Origin of the sequence: Pseudomonas sp. RIT411 (genome assembly GCF_003057735.2) — a bacterium.
GTDB classification, from domain to species: domain Bacteria; phylum Pseudomonadota; class Gammaproteobacteria; order Pseudomonadales; family Pseudomonadaceae; genus Chryseomonas; species Chryseomonas oryzihabitans.
The window spans coordinates 88,273-103,589 of record NZ_QBIZ02000008.1; the positions used below are offsets into that span (position 1 = coordinate 88,273).

19 protein-coding genes are annotated in these 15,317 nt (G+C 66.0%); 17 read left to right on the forward strand and 2 right to left on the reverse strand.

Going from position 1 to position 15,317, the window contains the following annotated elements; all coding sequences use genetic code 11:
• Positions 1 to 11: 11 nt before the first annotated feature.
• Positions 12 to 590: a Maf family nucleotide pyrophosphatase gene (locus DBY63_RS13560; RefSeq protein ID WP_044341765.1), complete on the reverse strand. Its 579-nt coding sequence runs from the start codon at positions 588 to 590 to the stop codon at positions 12 to 14.
• 99 nt (positions 591 to 689) lie between these two features.
• Between DBY63_RS13560 and DBY63_RS13565 the strand changes: the two genes are divergently transcribed.
• From DBY63_RS13565 to DBY63_RS13625, 13 genes are all read left to right on the forward strand, one after another.
• Positions 690 to 1,217: a YceD family protein gene (locus DBY63_RS13565; protein WP_108582299.1), complete on the forward strand. Its 528-nt coding sequence runs from the start codon at positions 690 to 692 to the stop codon at positions 1,215 to 1,217.
• Between the two features lie 10 nt (positions 1,218 to 1,227).
• Positions 1,228 to 1,410, forward strand: a complete 183-nt coding sequence (gene rpmF, locus DBY63_RS13570; RefSeq protein WP_007160601.1) for a 50S ribosomal protein L32 — start codon at positions 1,228 to 1,230, stop codon at positions 1,408 to 1,410.
• Between the two features lie 33 nt (positions 1,411 to 1,443).
• A complete protein-coding gene (plsX, locus tag DBY63_RS13575) occupies positions 1,444 to 2,406 on the forward strand; it encodes a phosphate acyltransferase PlsX (protein WP_074584616.1) in 963 nt (320 codons plus the stop codon).
• A gap of 82 nt (positions 2,407 to 2,488) precedes the next feature.
• A complete protein-coding gene (fabD, locus tag DBY63_RS13580; protein ID WP_007160599.1) occupies positions 2,489 to 3,424 on the forward strand; it encodes an ACP S-malonyltransferase in 936 nt (311 codons plus the stop codon).
• A gap of 15 nt (positions 3,425 to 3,439) precedes the next feature.
• Complete coding sequence (fabG, locus tag DBY63_RS13585; protein WP_007160598.1) at positions 3,440 to 4,183, forward strand: 3-oxoacyl-ACP reductase FabG; 744 nt, start codon at positions 3,440 to 3,442, stop codon at positions 4,181 to 4,183.
• Between the two features lie 167 nt (positions 4,184 to 4,350).
• Positions 4,351 to 4,587, forward strand: coding sequence for an acyl carrier protein (gene acpP / locus DBY63_RS13590; RefSeq protein ID WP_007160597.1), 237 nt, complete (start codon positions 4,351 to 4,353; stop codon positions 4,585 to 4,587).
• 137 nt (positions 4,588 to 4,724) lie between these two features.
• The gene (gene fabF, locus DBY63_RS13595; RefSeq protein WP_007160596.1) at positions 4,725 to 5,969 is read left to right on the forward strand and encodes a beta-ketoacyl-ACP synthase II; all 1,245 of its coding nucleotides are present in this window, start codon (positions 4,725 to 4,727) and stop codon (positions 5,967 to 5,969) included.
• Complete coding sequence (pabC, locus tag DBY63_RS13600) at positions 5,969 to 6,781, forward strand: aminodeoxychorismate lyase (protein ID WP_171991249.1); 813 nt, start codon at positions 5,969 to 5,971, stop codon at positions 6,779 to 6,781. The genes fabF and pabC overlap by 1 nt, the downstream gene beginning before the upstream one ends.
• A 3-nt stretch (positions 6,782 to 6,784) precedes the next feature.
• Positions 6,785 to 7,843 (forward strand): endolytic transglycosylase MltG, encoded by a 1,059-nt coding sequence (gene mltG, locus DBY63_RS13605; RefSeq protein WP_108582300.1) that lies wholly within the window; start codon positions 6,785 to 6,787, stop codon positions 7,841 to 7,843.
• On the forward strand, positions 7,840 to 8,478 hold the full coding sequence (tmk, locus tag DBY63_RS13610) for a dTMP kinase (RefSeq protein ID WP_027599029.1): 639 nt from the start codon (positions 7,840 to 7,842) through the stop codon (positions 8,476 to 8,478). The genes mltG and tmk overlap by 4 nt, the downstream gene beginning before the upstream one ends.
• Positions 8,471 to 9,454, forward strand: coding sequence for a DNA polymerase III subunit delta' (locus tag DBY63_RS13615; RefSeq protein WP_027599028.1), 984 nt, complete (start codon positions 8,471 to 8,473; stop codon positions 9,452 to 9,454). Before tmk ends, DBY63_RS13615 begins: the two co-directional genes overlap by 8 nt.
• A gap of 39 nt (positions 9,455 to 9,493) precedes the next feature.
• Complete coding sequence (locus DBY63_RS13620; RefSeq protein WP_017641886.1) at positions 9,494 to 9,850, forward strand: PilZ domain-containing protein; 357 nt, start codon at positions 9,494 to 9,496, stop codon at positions 9,848 to 9,850.
• A gap of 56 nt (positions 9,851 to 9,906) precedes the next feature.
• On the forward strand, positions 9,907 to 10,689 hold the full coding sequence (locus DBY63_RS13625) for a TatD family hydrolase (RefSeq protein ID WP_108582301.1): 783 nt from the start codon (positions 9,907 to 9,909) through the stop codon (positions 10,687 to 10,689).
• A 363-nt stretch (positions 10,690 to 11,052) separates the two neighbouring features.
• Here the strand turns inward: DBY63_RS13625 and DBY63_RS13635 are convergent, their stop codons facing one another.
• Entirely contained in the window at positions 11,053 to 12,183 is a 1,131-nt protein-coding gene (locus tag DBY63_RS13635) for an aminotransferase class V-fold PLP-dependent enzyme (RefSeq protein ID WP_108582303.1), read from the reverse strand.
• A 171-nt stretch (positions 12,184 to 12,354) separates the two neighbouring features.
• On the opposite strand from DBY63_RS13635, the gene DBY63_RS13640 reads away from it, so the two are divergent.
• The 4 genes from DBY63_RS13640 to DBY63_RS13655 all read left to right on the forward strand — a co-directional run bounded on the left by DBY63_RS13640 (position 12,355) and on the right by DBY63_RS13655 (position 15,305).
• Positions 12,355 to 12,996: a TetR/AcrR family transcriptional regulator gene (locus DBY63_RS13640; protein ID WP_007160588.1), complete on the forward strand. Its 642-nt coding sequence runs from the start codon at positions 12,355 to 12,357 to the stop codon at positions 12,994 to 12,996.
• Positions 12,997 to 13,062: 66 nt separating this feature from the next.
• Entirely contained in the window at positions 13,063 to 14,031 is a 969-nt protein-coding gene (locus DBY63_RS13645) for a radical SAM protein (protein WP_108582304.1), read from the forward strand.
• Positions 14,032 to 14,118: 87 nt separating this feature from the next.
• The gene (locus tag DBY63_RS13650; RefSeq protein ID WP_108582305.1) at positions 14,119 to 14,733 is read left to right on the forward strand and encodes a DUF4823 domain-containing protein; all 615 of its coding nucleotides are present in this window, start codon (positions 14,119 to 14,121) and stop codon (positions 14,731 to 14,733) included.
• An 11-nt stretch (positions 14,734 to 14,744) separates the two neighbouring features.
• A complete protein-coding gene (locus DBY63_RS13655; RefSeq protein ID WP_108582306.1) occupies positions 14,745 to 15,305 on the forward strand; it encodes a DUF1285 domain-containing protein in 561 nt (186 codons plus the stop codon).
• The last annotated feature ends 12 nt before the right edge of the window (positions 15,306 to 15,317 follow it).

Consider the following 15,317-nt stretch of genomic DNA (forward strand, 5'->3'; position numbering starts at 1 on the left):
GCCTGCAGATCTCAAGGGACCTGCAGGCCAGCCTCCCGCAGCAGTGCGGCGAGGCGGATGAGGGGGAGGCCGATCAGGCTGGTCGGGTCGTCCCCCTGCATGGCCTCGAACAAGGCGATGCCCAGGCCCTCGGCCTTGAAGCTGCCGGCGCAATCGTAGGGCTGTTCCGCCAGCAGGTAGCGGTCGATCGTCGCAGCCTCGAGCGGGCGAAAGCGCACCTGGAAATCCACCACCTCGCTGCGGCACTCCCCGGTGCGGCTGTCCAGCACGGCCAGTCCGGTATGGAACACCAGGGTGCGACCGCTGGCCCGGGCCAGTTGCTGCCGGGCTCGCTCATGGGTCAGGGGCTTGCCGAGGATCTCGCCGTCGATGGCGGTCGCCTGATCCGAGCCGATGATCAGGGTCGGCTCCGGCTGGTCGGCCAGGGCAGCGGCCTTGGCCCGGGCCAGGCGCTCCACCAGCGCCCTCGGGCTTTCGCCAGGCCGTGGCGTTTCGTCGATGTCCGGCGACCGATGAGCGAAGGGCAGCTGGAGTCTTTCCAGCAATTGGCGGCGGTAAGGCGAGCTGGAAGCGAGTAGAATGAGAGGCATCAGTTTGTTCTCGGGCGAGATCGACCAGAGGTCGGTCGAAGTCGCTTCGGGGTTAATTTCCTTTGACAGCCGTAAGGCCGTCCCTATAATGGCGCGCTTATGTTGAATGGGCCAATTCCACCTCAGGTCGATCCTCGCAAATTGGCGGATCGCGGCGTAACCCTCAAGGGTGAGCTGCCTCTCGCGAACATGCGGCGTGTCGGCGAGCAGCTCGTGAAGTCCGAAGGCGCGGTAGTCGTCGTCCTCGACTTCGGGCGTGATCAACAGCGGCAGTTCGTCATCCACGGTGTCCTCGATACCGCGGTCGAGATGATCTGCCAGCGTTGTCTGGAGCCGGCAGTGCTTCCCATCCACAGCGAATTCGATTTCGCCGTGCTCTGGGAGGGGCAGTCGGCCGATGCCTTGCCACAGGGTTACGATGCCCTGGAGGTTGGCGAAGATCCGCTGGATCTGCATAGCCTGATCGAAGAAGAGCTGTTGCTCGCTCTGCCGATCATCCCTGTGCATCCGGAAGGGGATTGCCAGCATCCGGAAGGTTTCGAGGCGCCCGAAGAGCCGGCGGACGAGGAAAAGCGACCCAACCCGTTCAGTGTACTTGCGCAGTTGAAGCGTGACCCAAACGTTTAGGAGTTAAATCATGGCTGTTCAGCAGAACAAAAAATCCCGTTCCGCTCGCGACATGCGTCGTTCGCACGACGCCCTCGAAGCGAACGCTCTGTCCGTGGAAAAGAGCACCGGTGAAGTTCACCTGCGCCACCACGTGTCGCCCGACGGTTTCTACCGCGGTCGCAAAGTGATCGACAAGGGTTCCGACGAGTAATCCTCGATCGAAATCGTCATCGCGATCGATGCAATGGGCGGGGACTTCGGTCCCCGCTGCATTGTTCCTGCTTCATTCGACGCTCTCGAGCGTTTCCCCGCCCTACATCTTCTCCTCTGTGGTCAGCGCGACGCCCTGTCGGCCTGGTCACCGCCTGCCTCTCTCGCCAATCGCCTGCAGTTCGACTACGTCGATGCCCTTGTCGGGCCCGATGAACGCCCCGCTGCCGTGGTGCGCAGTCGTACCCGGACGTCCATGCATGCTGCGCTCGACGCGGTCCGACAGGGGCGTGCCCAGGGCTGTCTGAGCGCCGGCAATACCGGGGCCTGGATGGCGCTCGCGCGACAGCTGCTGGGAACGCTGCCGGACATCGATCGACCCGCGATGATGTCGGCGTTGCCTGGACGGGGAGAGCACCAGACGCTGCTGCTCGATCTCGGCGCCAATCTCGACAGCTCTGCCGAACAGCTGGTGCAATTCGCCTATCTGGGGGCGGGTGCGGCCCAGGCGCGTGGCCTGGTGCGGCCAAGGGTCGCGCTGCTCAATGTCGGGCGCGAACCGGGCAAGGGCACGCCGGTGATCCAGGAGGCGGCACGGCGCCTCGCCCAGAGTCAGGCCTTCGATTTTATCGGCTTCGTCGAGGGCAGCGATCTCTATGCCGCCGTCGCGGACGTGGTGGTCTGCGATGGCTTCACCGGCAATGCGGTGCTCAAGTCCGGCGAGGCGCTGCTGCGCCTGCTGGTCGAGCGCAGCGGCACGGCCTCCTGGCTCGAGCGTCAGTTGCTGCAGCCCTGGCTGGCCCGGCGTTTCCGCCACTGGGATCCGGAGCTGCGCAACGGCGCGAGCTTTCTCGGCCTGAATGCGGTGGTGGTGAAAAGCCATGGTGCGGCAGGCGAAGTCGGTCTCGTTCAGGCCATCGAGCGCGCCCTGCGCGACGTGGAGACTGATCTCCCCGAGCGGATCCGGTTAAACTTGGCGGCTCTGAAAGCGGTGTGACCGACCGGTCGACACCGACATCTCAGTCTGTCAGTGGCGGAACCGCGGTTTCGCCAGCAATGGACCTACAAGAGACCTGCCTATGTCTGCCTCTCTCGCTTTCGTCTTTCCCGGTCAGGGCTCCCAGGCCCTGGGCATGCTGGGTGAGCTGGCCACGCACCACGCACTGATCGGCGAAACCTTCGCCGAGGCCTCCGCCGTCCTCGGCTACGACCTCTGGGCGCTGACCCAGCAGGGCCCGCAGGAGTCGCTCAACCAGACCGACCGTACCCAGCCCGCCATCCTGACCGCCTCCATCGCGCTGTGGCGTCTGTGGCTGGCCGAGGGCGGCGCCAAGCCGGCCTATGTCGCCGGGCACAGCCTGGGCGAATACTCGGCACTGGTCGCCGCGGGCAGCCTGCCGTTCGCCGAGGCGGTACGCCTGGTGGCGCGCCGGGGTGAGCTGATGCAGCAGGCGGTGCCGGCCGGGCAGGGCGGCATGGCCGCCATCCTCGGTCTGGAAGACGCCCAGGTGCTGGCCGCCTGTGCCGAAGCCGCCCAGGGCGAGGTCGTCAGCGCCGTCAACTTCAATGCTCCCGGTCAGGTGGTGATCGCCGGTGCCGCCGCGGCGGTGGAGCGCGCCATCGAGGCCTGCAAGGCCCTGGGCGCCAAGCGCGCCGTGGCCCTGCCGGTCAGCGTGCCCTCCCACTGCGAACTGATGCGCCCGGCGGCCGAGCGCTTCGCCGAGGACGTGCGTGGCTGCACCTGGAGCCAGCCGCAGATTCCGGTGGTGCAGAACGTCAATGCCGGCGTCAACACCGACCTGGACAGTCTCCAGCAGGATCTGCTGGCCCAGCTGTACAGCCCGGTGCGCTGGGTCGAATCCGTGCAGTACCTGGCGGCCCAGGGCGTCACCCACCTGGTGGAGTGCGGCCCCGGCAAGGTGCTGGCCGGTCTGAACAAGAGATGCGTCAAGGGCGTGGAAACGCTGGCCCTGGACACCCCCGACGCCTTCGCCGCCGCTCGCGCGGCTTTTTGAATCGAGGAAAACGAGATGAGTCTGCAAGGTAAGGTCGCCCTGGTCACGGGCGCTACCCGTGGTATCGGTCAAGCCATCGCCCTGGAACTGGGCCGGCTGGGCGCCACCGTGATCGGTACCGCGACCAGCGAGGCGGGCGCCCAGCGCATCGCCGAGTCGCTCAAGGCCAACGGCATCGAAGGCACCGGCCTGGTGCTCAACGTTTCCGACAACGCCTCCGTCGCGGCCGCCCTCGAGCAGGTCCAGACCCAGTTCGGTGCCCCGTCGATCCTGGTCAACAACGCCGGCATCACCCGCGACAACCTGATGCTGCGGATGAAGGACGATGAGTGGTTCGACGTGATCGATACCAACCTCAACAGCCTGTTCCGCCTGTCCAAGGCCGTGCTCAAGGGCATGACCAAGGGCCGCTGGGGTCGCATCGTCAGCATCGGCTCGGTGGTGGGTGCCATGGGCAACGCCGGCCAGGCCAACTATGCCGCCGCCAAGGCCGGTCTCGAGGGCTTCACCCGGGCACTGGCCCGCGAGGTGGGTTCGCGCAACATCACCGTCAACGCCGTGGCCCCGGGTTTCATCGACACCGACATGACCCGTGAACTGCCGGAAGCCCAGCGCACCGCGCTGCTGACCCAGATCCCGGCCGGTCGCCTCGGCCAGGCCGACGAGATCGCCAAGGTGGTTGGCTTCCTGGCGGGCGAGGGCGCGGCCTATGTGACCGGCGCCACGATCCCCGTCAACGGCGGAATGTACATGAGCTGACCGGCGTTACCCCCGCGCGGCTATTGCGCTAAGCTGGTAAACTGTCGGACCAGCAATGGCCGCGCATACGTCTTGATGTCGCGTCAGCTTGAAATACGGAAATCCCTTTCTATACACTTACGCGCAATCCGTTGTGCGGATTTTTCCTTTAGGAGTGAGAACACGGTATGAGCACCATCGAAGAACGCGTTAAGAAGATCGTCGCTGAGCAGCTCGGCGTGAAGGAAGAGGAAGTTACCAACAGCGCTTCCTTCGTCGAGGATCTGGGCGCCGACTCCCTTGACACCGTCGAACTGGTGATGGCTCTGGAAGAGGAATTCGAGACCGAAATCCCGGACGAGCAGGCTGAGAAGATCACCACCGTCCAGGAAGCTATCGACTACATCGTTGCTCACCAGCAATAAGTAGTCGCCAGTTTCGGACACAAGAAGCCGCACGTCCTGTAGGGCGTGCGGCTTTTCTTTAGGTCCAAGGTCAAGATCGATGGAATCGGCTTTTTTTAAGAGGGGTGGCCGCCCCGGAAGGACAAGAGGAGTTGGGTGTGTCGCGTAGACGTGTCGTGATCACGGGTATGGGCATGGTATCGCCGCTTGGCGCCGATGTGGCGAGCAGCTGGGAAGGCATCCTGGCCGGTCGCAGCGGTATCGCGCCGATCGAGCATATGGACGTCTCTGCCTTCAGCACGCGGATCGGCGGATCGGTCAAGGGATTCGACGTGGAGCAGTACCTGTCCGCGAAGGAAGCCCGCAAGCTGGATCTGTTCATCCAATACGGTCTCGCTGCCAGCTTCCAGGCCATGCGTGACAGCGGTCTCGAGATCAACGATGGCAATCGCGAGCGCGTGGGTGTCGCCATGGGTTCCGGCATCGGTGGACTGACCAATATCGAGGCGAATTGCCAGTCGCTGCTCGCCCAGGGTCCACGCCGTATTTCCCCCTTTTTCGTACCGGGCTCCATCATCAACATGGTGTCCGGCTTCCTGTCGATCCATCTGGGTCTGCAGGGTCCCAACTATGCCATCGCCACCGCCTGTACCACGGCGACGCACTGCATCGGCATGGCGGCGCGCAACATCGCCTACGGTGAGGCCGACGCCATGGTCGCCGGCGGTTCGGAGATGGCGACCTCGGGTCTGGGTCTGGGCGGCTTCGGCGCGGCGCGTGCCCTGTCGACCCGCAATGACGATCCGACCCGTGCCAGCCGTCCCTGGGATCGCGACCGTGACGGCTTCGTGCTGTCCGATGGGGCCGGTGCCCTGGTGCTGGAAGAGTACGAGCACGCCAAGGCGCGGGGCGCCCGCATTTATGCCGAGCTGATCGGTTTCGGGATGAGCGCTGACGCCTTCCACATGACCGCCCCGCCGGAAGACGGCGCGGGTGCCGCGCGCTGCATGAAGGCGACCCTCAAGGACGCCGGTATCGCGCCGGAAGCGGTCGATTACGTCAATGCCCATGGCACCTCCACGCCGGCCGGCGACCTGGCTGAAGTGGCGGCCCTGAAGCAGGTGTTCGGCGAGCAGGCCAAGCGCCTGAGCGTGAGTTCGACCAAGTCCATGACCGGTCACCTGCTGGGTGCCGCCGGCGCGGTGGAGGCCATCTTCACGGTGCTCGCCCTGCGCGATCAGGTGGCGCCGCCCACCATCAATCTGGACAATCCCAGCGACGGCTGCGATCTGGACTTCGTGCCCCACGAGGCGCGGCAGCGGCCCATCGAAGTGGCCCTGTCCAACTCGTTCGGCTTTGGTGGCACCAACGGCAGTCTGGTGTTCCGGCGCTTCGACGCTTGATCCAGGACTGGCTCAATGGCCAACCGCTGGATCCCGGTCTGCAACGCGACCGGGGTCTGGCCTATGGCGATGGGCTGTTCGAGACCATCGCGGTTCGCCGGGGCCAGCCACGTCTGCTGGACCGTCATCTGCAGCGGCTGGCCACCGGTTGCCAGCGACTGCGCCTTCCCTGCGATGTCGCTCAGCTGGACACCGAGATCCGCGCCTATGCGGCGCTGCTGGGGGAGGGCGTCGCCAAGCTGCTGCTCACCCGCGGTGACGGCCTGCGCGGGTATGCCCCGCCCGCCGAGCCCGAGGTGCGGCGCCTGTTGCTGGGCTCTCCCGTCCCGGCCTATCCGGCGGCCCATGCCATCGAGGGCATCGACCTCTATCCTTGCACCACCCGCCTGGCCCGTCAGCCGTTGCTGGCCGGACTCAAGCACCTGAATCGACTCGAGCAGGTCCTGGCGCGGGGGGAGTGGAATGACCCCCGCTATGCCGAAGGCTTGATGCTGGATCAGGACGGCAGGCCGATCGAGGGCGTGTTCAGCAATCTGTTCCTGGTCCGCGCCGGGCGGCTGCTGACCCCCGCGCTGGGCGGCTGTGGCGTGGCCGGCGTGCTGCGCGGTCTGCTGCTCGATATCGCTGCCCGGGAAGGCATCCAGGCCGAGGTCCTGCCGCTGGCGCTGGACGATCTGCTGGCGGCCGACGAAGTTTTCCTCTGCAACAGCCAGTACGGTATCTGGCCCGTGCGCCGGTACGCAGCCGCGAACTGGTCCGTGGGGCCGGTGACCCGTAAACTGCAAGGTTCGATAAACGAGATTCTGGAATAGCCGATGCGCAAGGCGAGAGCTCTGCTTACGGCGCTGCTGGCCGCTGGCGGCCTGCTGCTGGTCCTGGCCGGTTGGCGCCAGCACCAGGCGCTGACTCAGCCGCTGAAGGTCGACGGCGAGCAACTGATCGAGATCCCCAAGGGCGCGACCCCGGGCGGCAGCCTGCTGCGCCTGGAAGAGCAGGGCGTGCTCGACGGCGCCTTCTGGCTGCGCCTGTACTGGCGCTTCAATCTGGCCGGGCAGACGCTGCACAGCGGTGAATACCGCCTGACCCCCGGCATGACGGTGGAACAGTTGTTCAGCCTCTGGCGCAAGGGCGACGTGGTGCAGTACGGCCTCACCCTGGTGGAAGGCTGGAATGTCCGTCAGGTACGCGCCGCCCTGGCGCGGCAGCCCAAGCTCGAGCATGACACCGCCGAGCTGGACGATGCCGCTCTGATGAAGCGCCTGGGCCTGGACGGCCAGCACCCCGAGGGGCGTTTCTTTCCCGATACCTATCGCTATGTGAAGGGCCAGCGCGAATCCGATCTGTTGCGCCAGGCCAACCAGCGCCTGCAGGCCGTGCTCGATCAGGAATGGCAGGCACGCGATCCCGCGGTGCCCTACAAGGATGCCTACCAGGCACTGATCATGGCCTCGCTGGTGGAGAAGGAGACCGGCGTGCCCGAGGAGCGCGACGAGATCGCCGGGGTCTTCGTCCGTCGCCTGGCGGCCGGCATGCTGCTGCAGACCGATCCCACGGTGATCTACGGCATGGGCGAGCGCTACAACGGCCGCATCACCCGCGCCGATCTGCGCGAGCCCTCGCCCTACAACACCTATCTCAACGCGGGACTACCGCCGACGCCGATTGCCATGCCCGGTCGCGAGGCCATCCATGCGGCGCTGCATCCCAAGGACGGCGACAGCCTGTATTTCGTCGCCCGTGGCGACGGCAGCCATGTCTTTTCCAAGGACCTGGAGGCGCACAACCAGGCGGTCCGCGACTTCCAGCTCAAGCGGCGCTCCGACTACCGCTCCAGTCCCGCCCCGCAGACGCCCGACAGCAAGGAAACCCCATGACGGCAAACGGCCTGTTCATCACCCTCGAAGGCCCCGAGGGCGCGGGCAAGAGCACCAACCGCGACTATCTCGCCGAACTCCTCGGCAGCGGTGGGCGCGAGGTGGTGCTGACCCGTGAGCCGGGCGGCACGCCACTGGCCGAGCGCATCCGCGAGATCCTGCTGGCGCCGGCCGCCGAGCCCATGGCGGTGGATACCGAATTGCTGCTGATGTTCGCCGCCCGCGCCCAGCACCTGGCCCAGGTCGTCCGGCCCGCCCTGGCGCGCGGTGCCCTGGTGCTCTGCGATCGTTTCGTCGATGCGACCTATGCCTATCAGGGCGGCGGCCGCGGTGTGCCCGTGGAACGCATCGCCACCCTGGAAGCCTTCGTGCTGGGCGACCTGCAACCCGACCTGACCCTGGTCTTCGACCTGCCGGTGGAGATCGGCCTGGCGCGGGCAGCCCGACGCGGCGCCCTGGATCGTTTCGAACAGGAGCAGCGCGCCTTCTTCGAGGCGGTGCGCCAGACCTACCTGGACCGTGCCCAGGCCGTGCCGGCGCGCTATCGCCTGATCGATGCCTCGCGCAGTCTGGCCGAGGTGCAGGCGGAGCTGCGCGCCCTGGTCGCCACCCTGGAGCCGACGCCAGGTGGCTGACGTCTATCCCTGGCAGGAGGAACTCTGGGCGCGGATCTGGCCCCGGCGACAGCATCCCCATGCCTATCTGCTGCATGGCCCGCGCGGCATCGGCAAGCGCGACCTGGCCGAGCGCCTTGCCGCGCTGCTGCTGTGCCAGGCGCCCCAGGGCGCTGCCGCCTGCGGCCAGTGCAAGGCCTGCGCCCTGCTCAGGGCGGGGACCCATCCCGATTACTGCGTGATCCAGCCGGAAGAGGCCGAAAAGCCCATTCGCGTCGATCAGATCCGCGGCCTGGTGGACTTCGTCTCCCAGACCGCCCAGCTGGGCGGGCGCAAGCTGATCCTGCTGGAGCCGGTCGAGGCGATGAACCTCAATGCCGCCAACGCCCTGCTCAAGAGCCTGGAAGAGCCCTCGGGCGCTACCGTGCTGCTGCTGGTGAGCCACCAGCCGAGCCGCCTGCTGCCCACCGTGCGCAGTCGCTGCGTGCAACAGGCCTGTCCGGTGCCCTCGCGGGCCGAAAGTCTCGCCTGGCTGGGCGAGCGTCTGCCGGACCTCGAGGCGGAGGTCCGTACCCAGTTGCTGGTGCTGGCCGGCGGCTCGCCGCTGGCGGCCCTGCGTCTGCATGGCGAGGACGTGCTGGCCCGCCGGGCCCTGGTGGTGGAGGGGGTCAAGCGCCTGCTCAAGCGCCAGGCGGCGCCCAGTCAGCTGGCCGAGAGCTGGAATGCCGTGCCCCTGCCGCTGCTGCTCGACTGGTTCTGCGAATGGACCCATGGTGTCCTGCGCCAGCAGTGGGGTGGCGCCGATGCCGAGGCTGCGCCGGACATGGCCAAGGTGCTGGGTTATCTGGCGGAGAAGAGCGCGCCGCACGAGGTGCTGGCCCTGCAGGAATGGCTGCATACCGAGCGGCAGAAGGTGCTGGGCAAAGCCAACCTCAACCGCGTATTGTTGCTGGAATCGCTGTTGATCCGCTGGGCCGGTCTGGTGCCCGGACGCTAGCGATCCGCGCGTCCGTCTTGTCTGTGTCGAGAGAATCTCATGAGTTTGCCGCAGAACCTGGGCCCCCGTAATGGCATCCTGTCCCTCACCATCAAGGACAAGTCGGTGCTCTACGCCGCCTACATGCCCTTCATCCGCAACGGTGGCCTGTTCATCCCGACGGGCAAGACCTACAAGCTCGGCGACGAGGTCTTCATGCTGCTCAACCTGATGGACGAGCCGGACAAGATCCCGGTCGCCGGCAAGGTGGTCTGGATCACGCCCAAGGGCGCCCAGGGCAACAGAGCCGCCGGGGTCGGCGTGCAGTTCAACGAAGGCGACAATACCGCGCGCAACAAGATCGAAACCTATCTGGCCGGCTCGCTGAAGTCGGACCGTCCCACCCATACCATGTGACGCCTGCGCCGTCCCGCTCGGGGCGGGGCGTCGCTGCTGATTCAAGGCTATTTCCCGTGCACTTCGTCGACTCCCACTGTCACCTGGATCGACTCGATCTTTCCCTTCATGACGGCTCCCTGGATGCAGCGCTCGATGCCGCGCGCGCCCGGGGTGTCAGCCAGTTCCTCTGCATCGGCGTCGATGCCGGCAATGCCCCCACGGTGCAGGCCCTGGCCGAACGCTATGCCGACGTCCACTGCGCCGTGGGCATCCATCCGCTGGATGCCGCCCAGGGCAGCGCCATCGATCTCGACTGGCTGCTGGCGCGGCTGGCCCATCCGCGCGTCGCCGCCATCGGCGAGACCGGCCTCGACTATCACTACCAGCCCGACACCGCCGAGATCCAGCAACGTTCCTTCGCCCTGCACCTCGAGGCGGCTCGGCGCACGGGGCTGCCGCTGGTGATCCACACCCGCGAGGCGCGCGCCGATACCCTGGCCATGCTGGGGGCCGCCGACCTGCCGGGCGCCGGGGTGCTGCACTGCTTCACCGAGGACTGGGCAACGGCCAAGGCGGCGCTGGACCTGGGCTTCTACATCTCCTTTTCCGGCATCCTGACCTTTCGCAATGCCGCCGATCTGCGCGACGTCGCGCGCCAGGTACCGGCCGATCGCCTGCTGGTGGAAACCGATTCGCCCTATCTGGCGCCGGTGCCCCACCGCGGCAAGGCCAACCTGCCGCAATTCGTGGTCGAGGTCGCCCAGTGCCTGGCCGACGTGCGCGGGGTGACCCTGGAAACCCTCGCCGAGCAGACCACCGCCAACTTTCGCCGGCTGTTTCCCCGCGCCACCCTTTAGGTCCTGTACGGAAAGTGCCTGCGCTCGATGATGCTTCGTTGAAAAAGGCTTCGGAATGCTCATTTACCATTTGTAAACTCCGCTTCCTCAGCCTTTTTCGCCTCGCCTGATCGTCGCTCGGCGACTTTTCGTACAGGACCTAGGCAAAAAATGGCCCGGGTATCCTGGGATACCCGGGCCGGACCAGCGGTTCGCCCAGACGGAGAGCCGCCTCCCTGGCCCGCGCCGCGGGGGTCGACGCGGCCAGTCACTTGAGTATTGGCCAGCTCGCGGAAAGGTCCAGTCGGGATTGGACGTTTTTTAAACAGTTTTGGAATAGCGCTGCCCCGACACTGGCTATCTCGGGCCTTTCAGGCCCTTACCTTAGAAGCGTGCCAGCGCCCCGATCAGATCCAGCGTCTGCTCCAGCACGTGCTCGCTGGTATAGAAATGCGGCGACAGGCGTATGCCCGGACCGCGCTGGGCGCAGACCACGTCGGCGGTCTTGAGTCGCTCGAACAGCTGCCGATTGTCCCAGCCCTCGAGCGAGAAGGTGAGGATGCCCGAGCGGCGCTCGGCAGCGACCGGTGAATGCAGGACGGCACCGGGGAGACCGCGGATATGGCTGTCGAGCAGCTCGATCCGTGCCAGCAGGTCTTTGCCCACCTGTTCCATGCCGGCATCTTCCAGCAGCGACAGACTCGCCTCCAGGGCCACCGCGCCAAGCATGTTCGGGCTGCCGCACTCGAAGCGCATCGCCGTCTTGGCCGGTTGCCATTCGCGCTGGCTGTAGTCGCCGGCGTTGTCCAGCATGTGCCAGCCGTATTCGTGCAGCTTCAGCTGCTCGCGCAAATCGGCGCGGCAATAGAACACCCCCAGGCCTTCCGGGCCGAGCATCCACTTGTGGCCGTCGGCCATGGCGAAGGCGCAGTTGCAGGCCTGGGCATCGAAGGGCAGGGCGCCCAGTTGCTGGATGGCATCGACGCACAGCAGCACGCCCTTGGCGTCGCAGCCCTGGCCCAGCTGGGGCAGGTCCAGGCGCAGGCCGCTGGCGTACTGCACGGCGCTGATGGCCATCAGGCGGGTGCGCGGACCGCAGGCGGCCAACAGATTGGCCTCGGGGGTGTCACCCAGACTGACCTCCACCACCTCGACGCCAAAGCGCGCCAGGGCTTCCCAGACCACCCGGTTGGAGGGGAACTCCTCGTCGCTGATCACCACCTGGTCGCCGCTCTGCCAGTCGAGGCCGAAGGCGACGAAGGAGAGAGCCTCGGAGGTGTTCTTCACCAGGGCGATGTCGCTGCTGGACGGCGCATTGAGCAGGCGGGTCAGGCGCTCGCGCAGGCGCTGTTCCATGACCAGCCAGGTCGGATAGTTGCGCGCACCGTACTGGCAGTTTTCGGCGGCGAATTCGGTGACGGCCTGCGCGGCGCGCTTGGGCCACGGGGCCACGGCCGCGTGGTTGAGGTATCTCATGGCGTAGGCCTGAGGGAATTCGTGCTTCCAGGAAGACATTGACTCGATCCGTACAATCTGGGTGTGATGGGGCATAATAAGGGGCGCGCCCGCGCGGTTCACCGATGCTTTCGGTGCAGCTCGCCCAAGGTGTGACGAAGTGCCGGTATGCCGAGGGGTGACTGGCGATTCGAAGGCCCTATCCCTTTTCAAAACAACAAGTGGGCTGCCATGCAGAAAGAATCCCGCAAAGTCCGCGAGTTCCGTCGCCGCGAACAGGAAATCCTCGATACCGCCCTGCAGCTGTTTCTCTCCGAAGGAGAAGACAGCGTCACCGTCGAGATGATCGCCGAGGCGGTCGGTATCGGCAAAGGCACCATCTACAAGCACTTCAATTCCAAGGCCGAGATCTATCTGCGGCTGATGCTGGATTACGAACGGGACCTGGCCGAGCTGTTCCAGTCGGACAACGTCGCCCGCGACCGCGAAGCGCTCTCCCGCGCCTATTTCGAGTTCCGCATGAGCGATCCGCAGCGCTACCGCCTGTTCGATCGCCTCGAGGAGAAGGTGGTCAAGACGCGGCAGGTGCCCGAACTGGTCGAGCAGCTGCACAGCATCCGCACCTCCAACTTCCAGCGGCTGACCAGCCTGATCGAAGGCCGCATCGACGAAGGCAAGCTCGAGGACGTGCCGCCCTATTTCCACTACTGCGCTGCCTGGGCGCTGGTGCACGGCGCCGTGGCCCTTTACCATTCGCCGTTCTGGCGCGACGTGCTGGAGGATCAGGAAGGCTTCTTCCAGTTCCTCATGGAGATCGGCGTTCGCATGGGCAACCGACGCAAGCGAGACGTCGAAACGCCTGTCCGATCCTAGGGTCCGATAGAGGCGAGGGATGCCGCGCCATCCCTTTTCTCTTGTCCCACTGGAGTAACCCCAAAGATGATCGTTGACCGCCAGGGTAGGGCGTTTCGCAACTTGCGGATCAGCCTCACGGCGGCCTGCAACTATGCCTGTACGTACTGCGTGCCTAACGGCAAGCGGCTCGTGGCTGCGCAGGACGAACTCAGTGCCGAAACCATGGCACGGGGCGTGGAATACCTCATCGATGCCGCCGGTATCGAACGGCTGCGCATCACCGGGGGCGAACCCCTGGTCACGCCGCGGCTGGAACCCTTTCTCGCCCGCGTCTCCCAGCTCGGTCTCAAGGACATCAGCCTGACCACCAATGGTCAGCTGCTGCCGCGCAAGCTGGATTTCCTCATCGACCACGGCATCCGCCGGCTCAACGTCTCCCTGGATACCCTCGATGCCGAGGCCTTTCCGCGTCTGGCGCGGGGGGGCGATCTGGCCACGGTGCTGGCCGGACTCGAAGCGGCCCGTGCGGCCGGTCTCAAGATCAAGCTCAATATGGTGCCCCTGCGCGGCCAGAATCTCGATCAGGTGCTGCCGATGCTGGACTACTGCCTGGAGCGCGGCTTCGAACTCAGATTCATCGAGCTGATGCGCATGGGCCACCTGGCGAAGGATCCGGTCGCGTTCAACAACCAGTTGGTCTCCCTGGCCGAGTTGCTGGAGATCATCGGCTCGCGCCATGCCTATGTGCAGGCCGATGCGCCGGTGGACTCCACGGCGCTGCGCTACCGCGTCGAGTCGGGTGGGCATTTCGGCGTCATCGCCAATGAAAGCGTGCCCTTCTGCCGGACCTGCTCGCGACTGCGGCTGTCGTCCACGGGCTGGCTGCACGGCTGCCTGTCGTCGAGCAACCGCCACTATGTCGGCGATCTGCTGGACAAGCCGCGGCACCTGGCGCTGCCGGCGTTGCAGCGGCTGCTGGTCAAGGCGCTGGGCGACAAGCAGGACGTGGCCTTCTCGGGGGGCGTGACGGTCATGAAGATCATCGGCGGCTGATCTACCCGCTGCGCCTCAAGCTGGCGCGAAAGCTGCTAAGGCCCCTGTATCGACGGCAACTTGGCGCCGGACAGGGGTCTGCTTTCCATGGTCACACTGCGTTTTCTGTTCATTTCCGTGTTGCTGGCCTGCCTGGGTGGCTGCATGAACGTCAGCGACATGGCGTCCGGGGTCGAGTACCACCTGCGCGATGCGGGGCTGCTCGATTACAGCAAGACCCAGCGGCTGAACAACTTTCGGCTGCAGGCCGACTCCTACATCTACATAGCCCAGGGCGCCTTCGTGCCCCTCGGCCATCCCTATGCCCGCCCGAACGTGGTGGCGGAAGAGGCCTTCAAGGGCTTCGTGGAGTATTTCCCCCGGGTGCGTCGGGCGGACAAGCCGGAGGGCTTCGACGAGGCCATGGCCAAGGCCCGCCAGCTTGGGGCCCACTATGTGCTCTACACCCGCTTCGCCGGTGCGGACGATCGCATCGGGACGTGGGAAGAGTGGGAAGACCAGGACGACATCGGCCGGGTAGGGCGCGATCGTAGCGTCGTGCAGATTATGCTGGTGGAGGTCGCCACCTTCCGCCTGGTGGACACGGCGCGGATCCGCAGTCGTGGCGGCTTCCTGACGTTCTATGACGAGCGTCCGGAAGACCTGCTCGGACCGGCGCTCAACCAATACGCTCAACGCCTGCTGGGGTTGGGCAGCCGCTAGAGGAGAGGGACGTGAGCCAGGTCGATGTGACGCGCAACCTGCTGGCGCAATTGCCAGCTGCAGAAGAGGGCCGGCTGCCGCCCGTGGAGCTCTGGCATCCGCCCTTCTGCGGCGACATCGACATGCGCATCGCCCGGGATGGCACCTGGTATCACCAGGGCACCCCCATCACCCGACCGGCCATGGTGCGGCTGTTTTCCACCATCCTGCGCCGCGATCCCGAGCGCTATGTGCTGGTGACACCGGTGGAATGCGTGGGCATCCAGGTGGAAGACGTGCCCTTTATGGCCGTGGACGTCGAATGGCGTGGCAGTGGCCAGGAGCAGACCCTGGATCTGGTTACGAACGTGGGCGACAGGGTCGCCGTCGATGCCGAACATCCATTGCGCTTCGAGGAGCAGGATGACCAGCCGGCACCCTATGTGCGGGTGCGTGGCGGTCTGGAGGCGCGGCTCAATCGGGCGGTGTTCTACCGGCTGATGGAGAGGGTCGAGGAGAGTGACCACGAGGGCCGTTCCTGGCTCGGTCTCTGGAGCCGTGGCAGCTTCTTTCCCGTAGCGCCCGCTGAATGAAGAAAGGGCCCC

Excerpts from the sequence above, each read along its gene's own strand:
- DBY63_RS13560 (WP_044341765.1), bottom strand. The coding sequence starts at position 590 with ATGCCTCTCATTCTACTCGCTTCCAGCTCGCCTTACCGCCGCCAATTG.
- DBY63_RS13565 (WP_108582299.1), top strand. The coding sequence starts at position 690 with ATGTTGAATGGGCCAATTCCACCTCAGGTCGATCCTCGCAAATTGGCG.
- rpmF (WP_007160601.1), top strand. The coding sequence starts at position 1,228 with ATGGCTGTTCAGCAGAACAAAAAATCCCGTTCCGCTCGCGACATGCGT.
- plsX (WP_074584616.1), top strand. The coding sequence starts at position 1,444 with ATGGGCGGGGACTTCGGTCCCCGCTGCATTGTTCCTGCTTCATTCGAC.
- fabD (WP_007160599.1), top strand. The coding sequence starts at position 2,489 with ATGTCTGCCTCTCTCGCTTTCGTCTTTCCCGGTCAGGGCTCCCAGGCC.
- fabG (WP_007160598.1), top strand. The coding sequence starts at position 3,440 with ATGAGTCTGCAAGGTAAGGTCGCCCTGGTCACGGGCGCTACCCGTGGT.
- acpP (WP_007160597.1), top strand. The coding sequence starts at position 4,351 with ATGAGCACCATCGAAGAACGCGTTAAGAAGATCGTCGCTGAGCAGCTC.
- mltG (WP_108582300.1), top strand. The coding sequence starts at position 6,785 with ATGCGCAAGGCGAGAGCTCTGCTTACGGCGCTGCTGGCCGCTGGCGGC.
- tmk (WP_027599029.1), top strand. The coding sequence starts at position 7,840 with ATGACGGCAAACGGCCTGTTCATCACCCTCGAAGGCCCCGAGGGCGCG.
- DBY63_RS13620 (WP_017641886.1), top strand. The coding sequence starts at position 9,494 with ATGAGTTTGCCGCAGAACCTGGGCCCCCGTAATGGCATCCTGTCCCTC.
- DBY63_RS13635 (WP_108582303.1), bottom strand. The coding sequence starts at position 12,183 with ATGTCTTCCTGGAAGCACGAATTCCCTCAGGCCTACGCCATGAGATAC.
- DBY63_RS13640 (WP_007160588.1), top strand. The coding sequence starts at position 12,355 with ATGCAGAAAGAATCCCGCAAAGTCCGCGAGTTCCGTCGCCGCGAACAG.
- DBY63_RS13645 (WP_108582304.1), top strand. The coding sequence starts at position 13,063 with ATGATCGTTGACCGCCAGGGTAGGGCGTTTCGCAACTTGCGGATCAGC.
- DBY63_RS13650 (WP_108582305.1), top strand. The coding sequence starts at position 14,119 with ATGGTCACACTGCGTTTTCTGTTCATTTCCGTGTTGCTGGCCTGCCTG.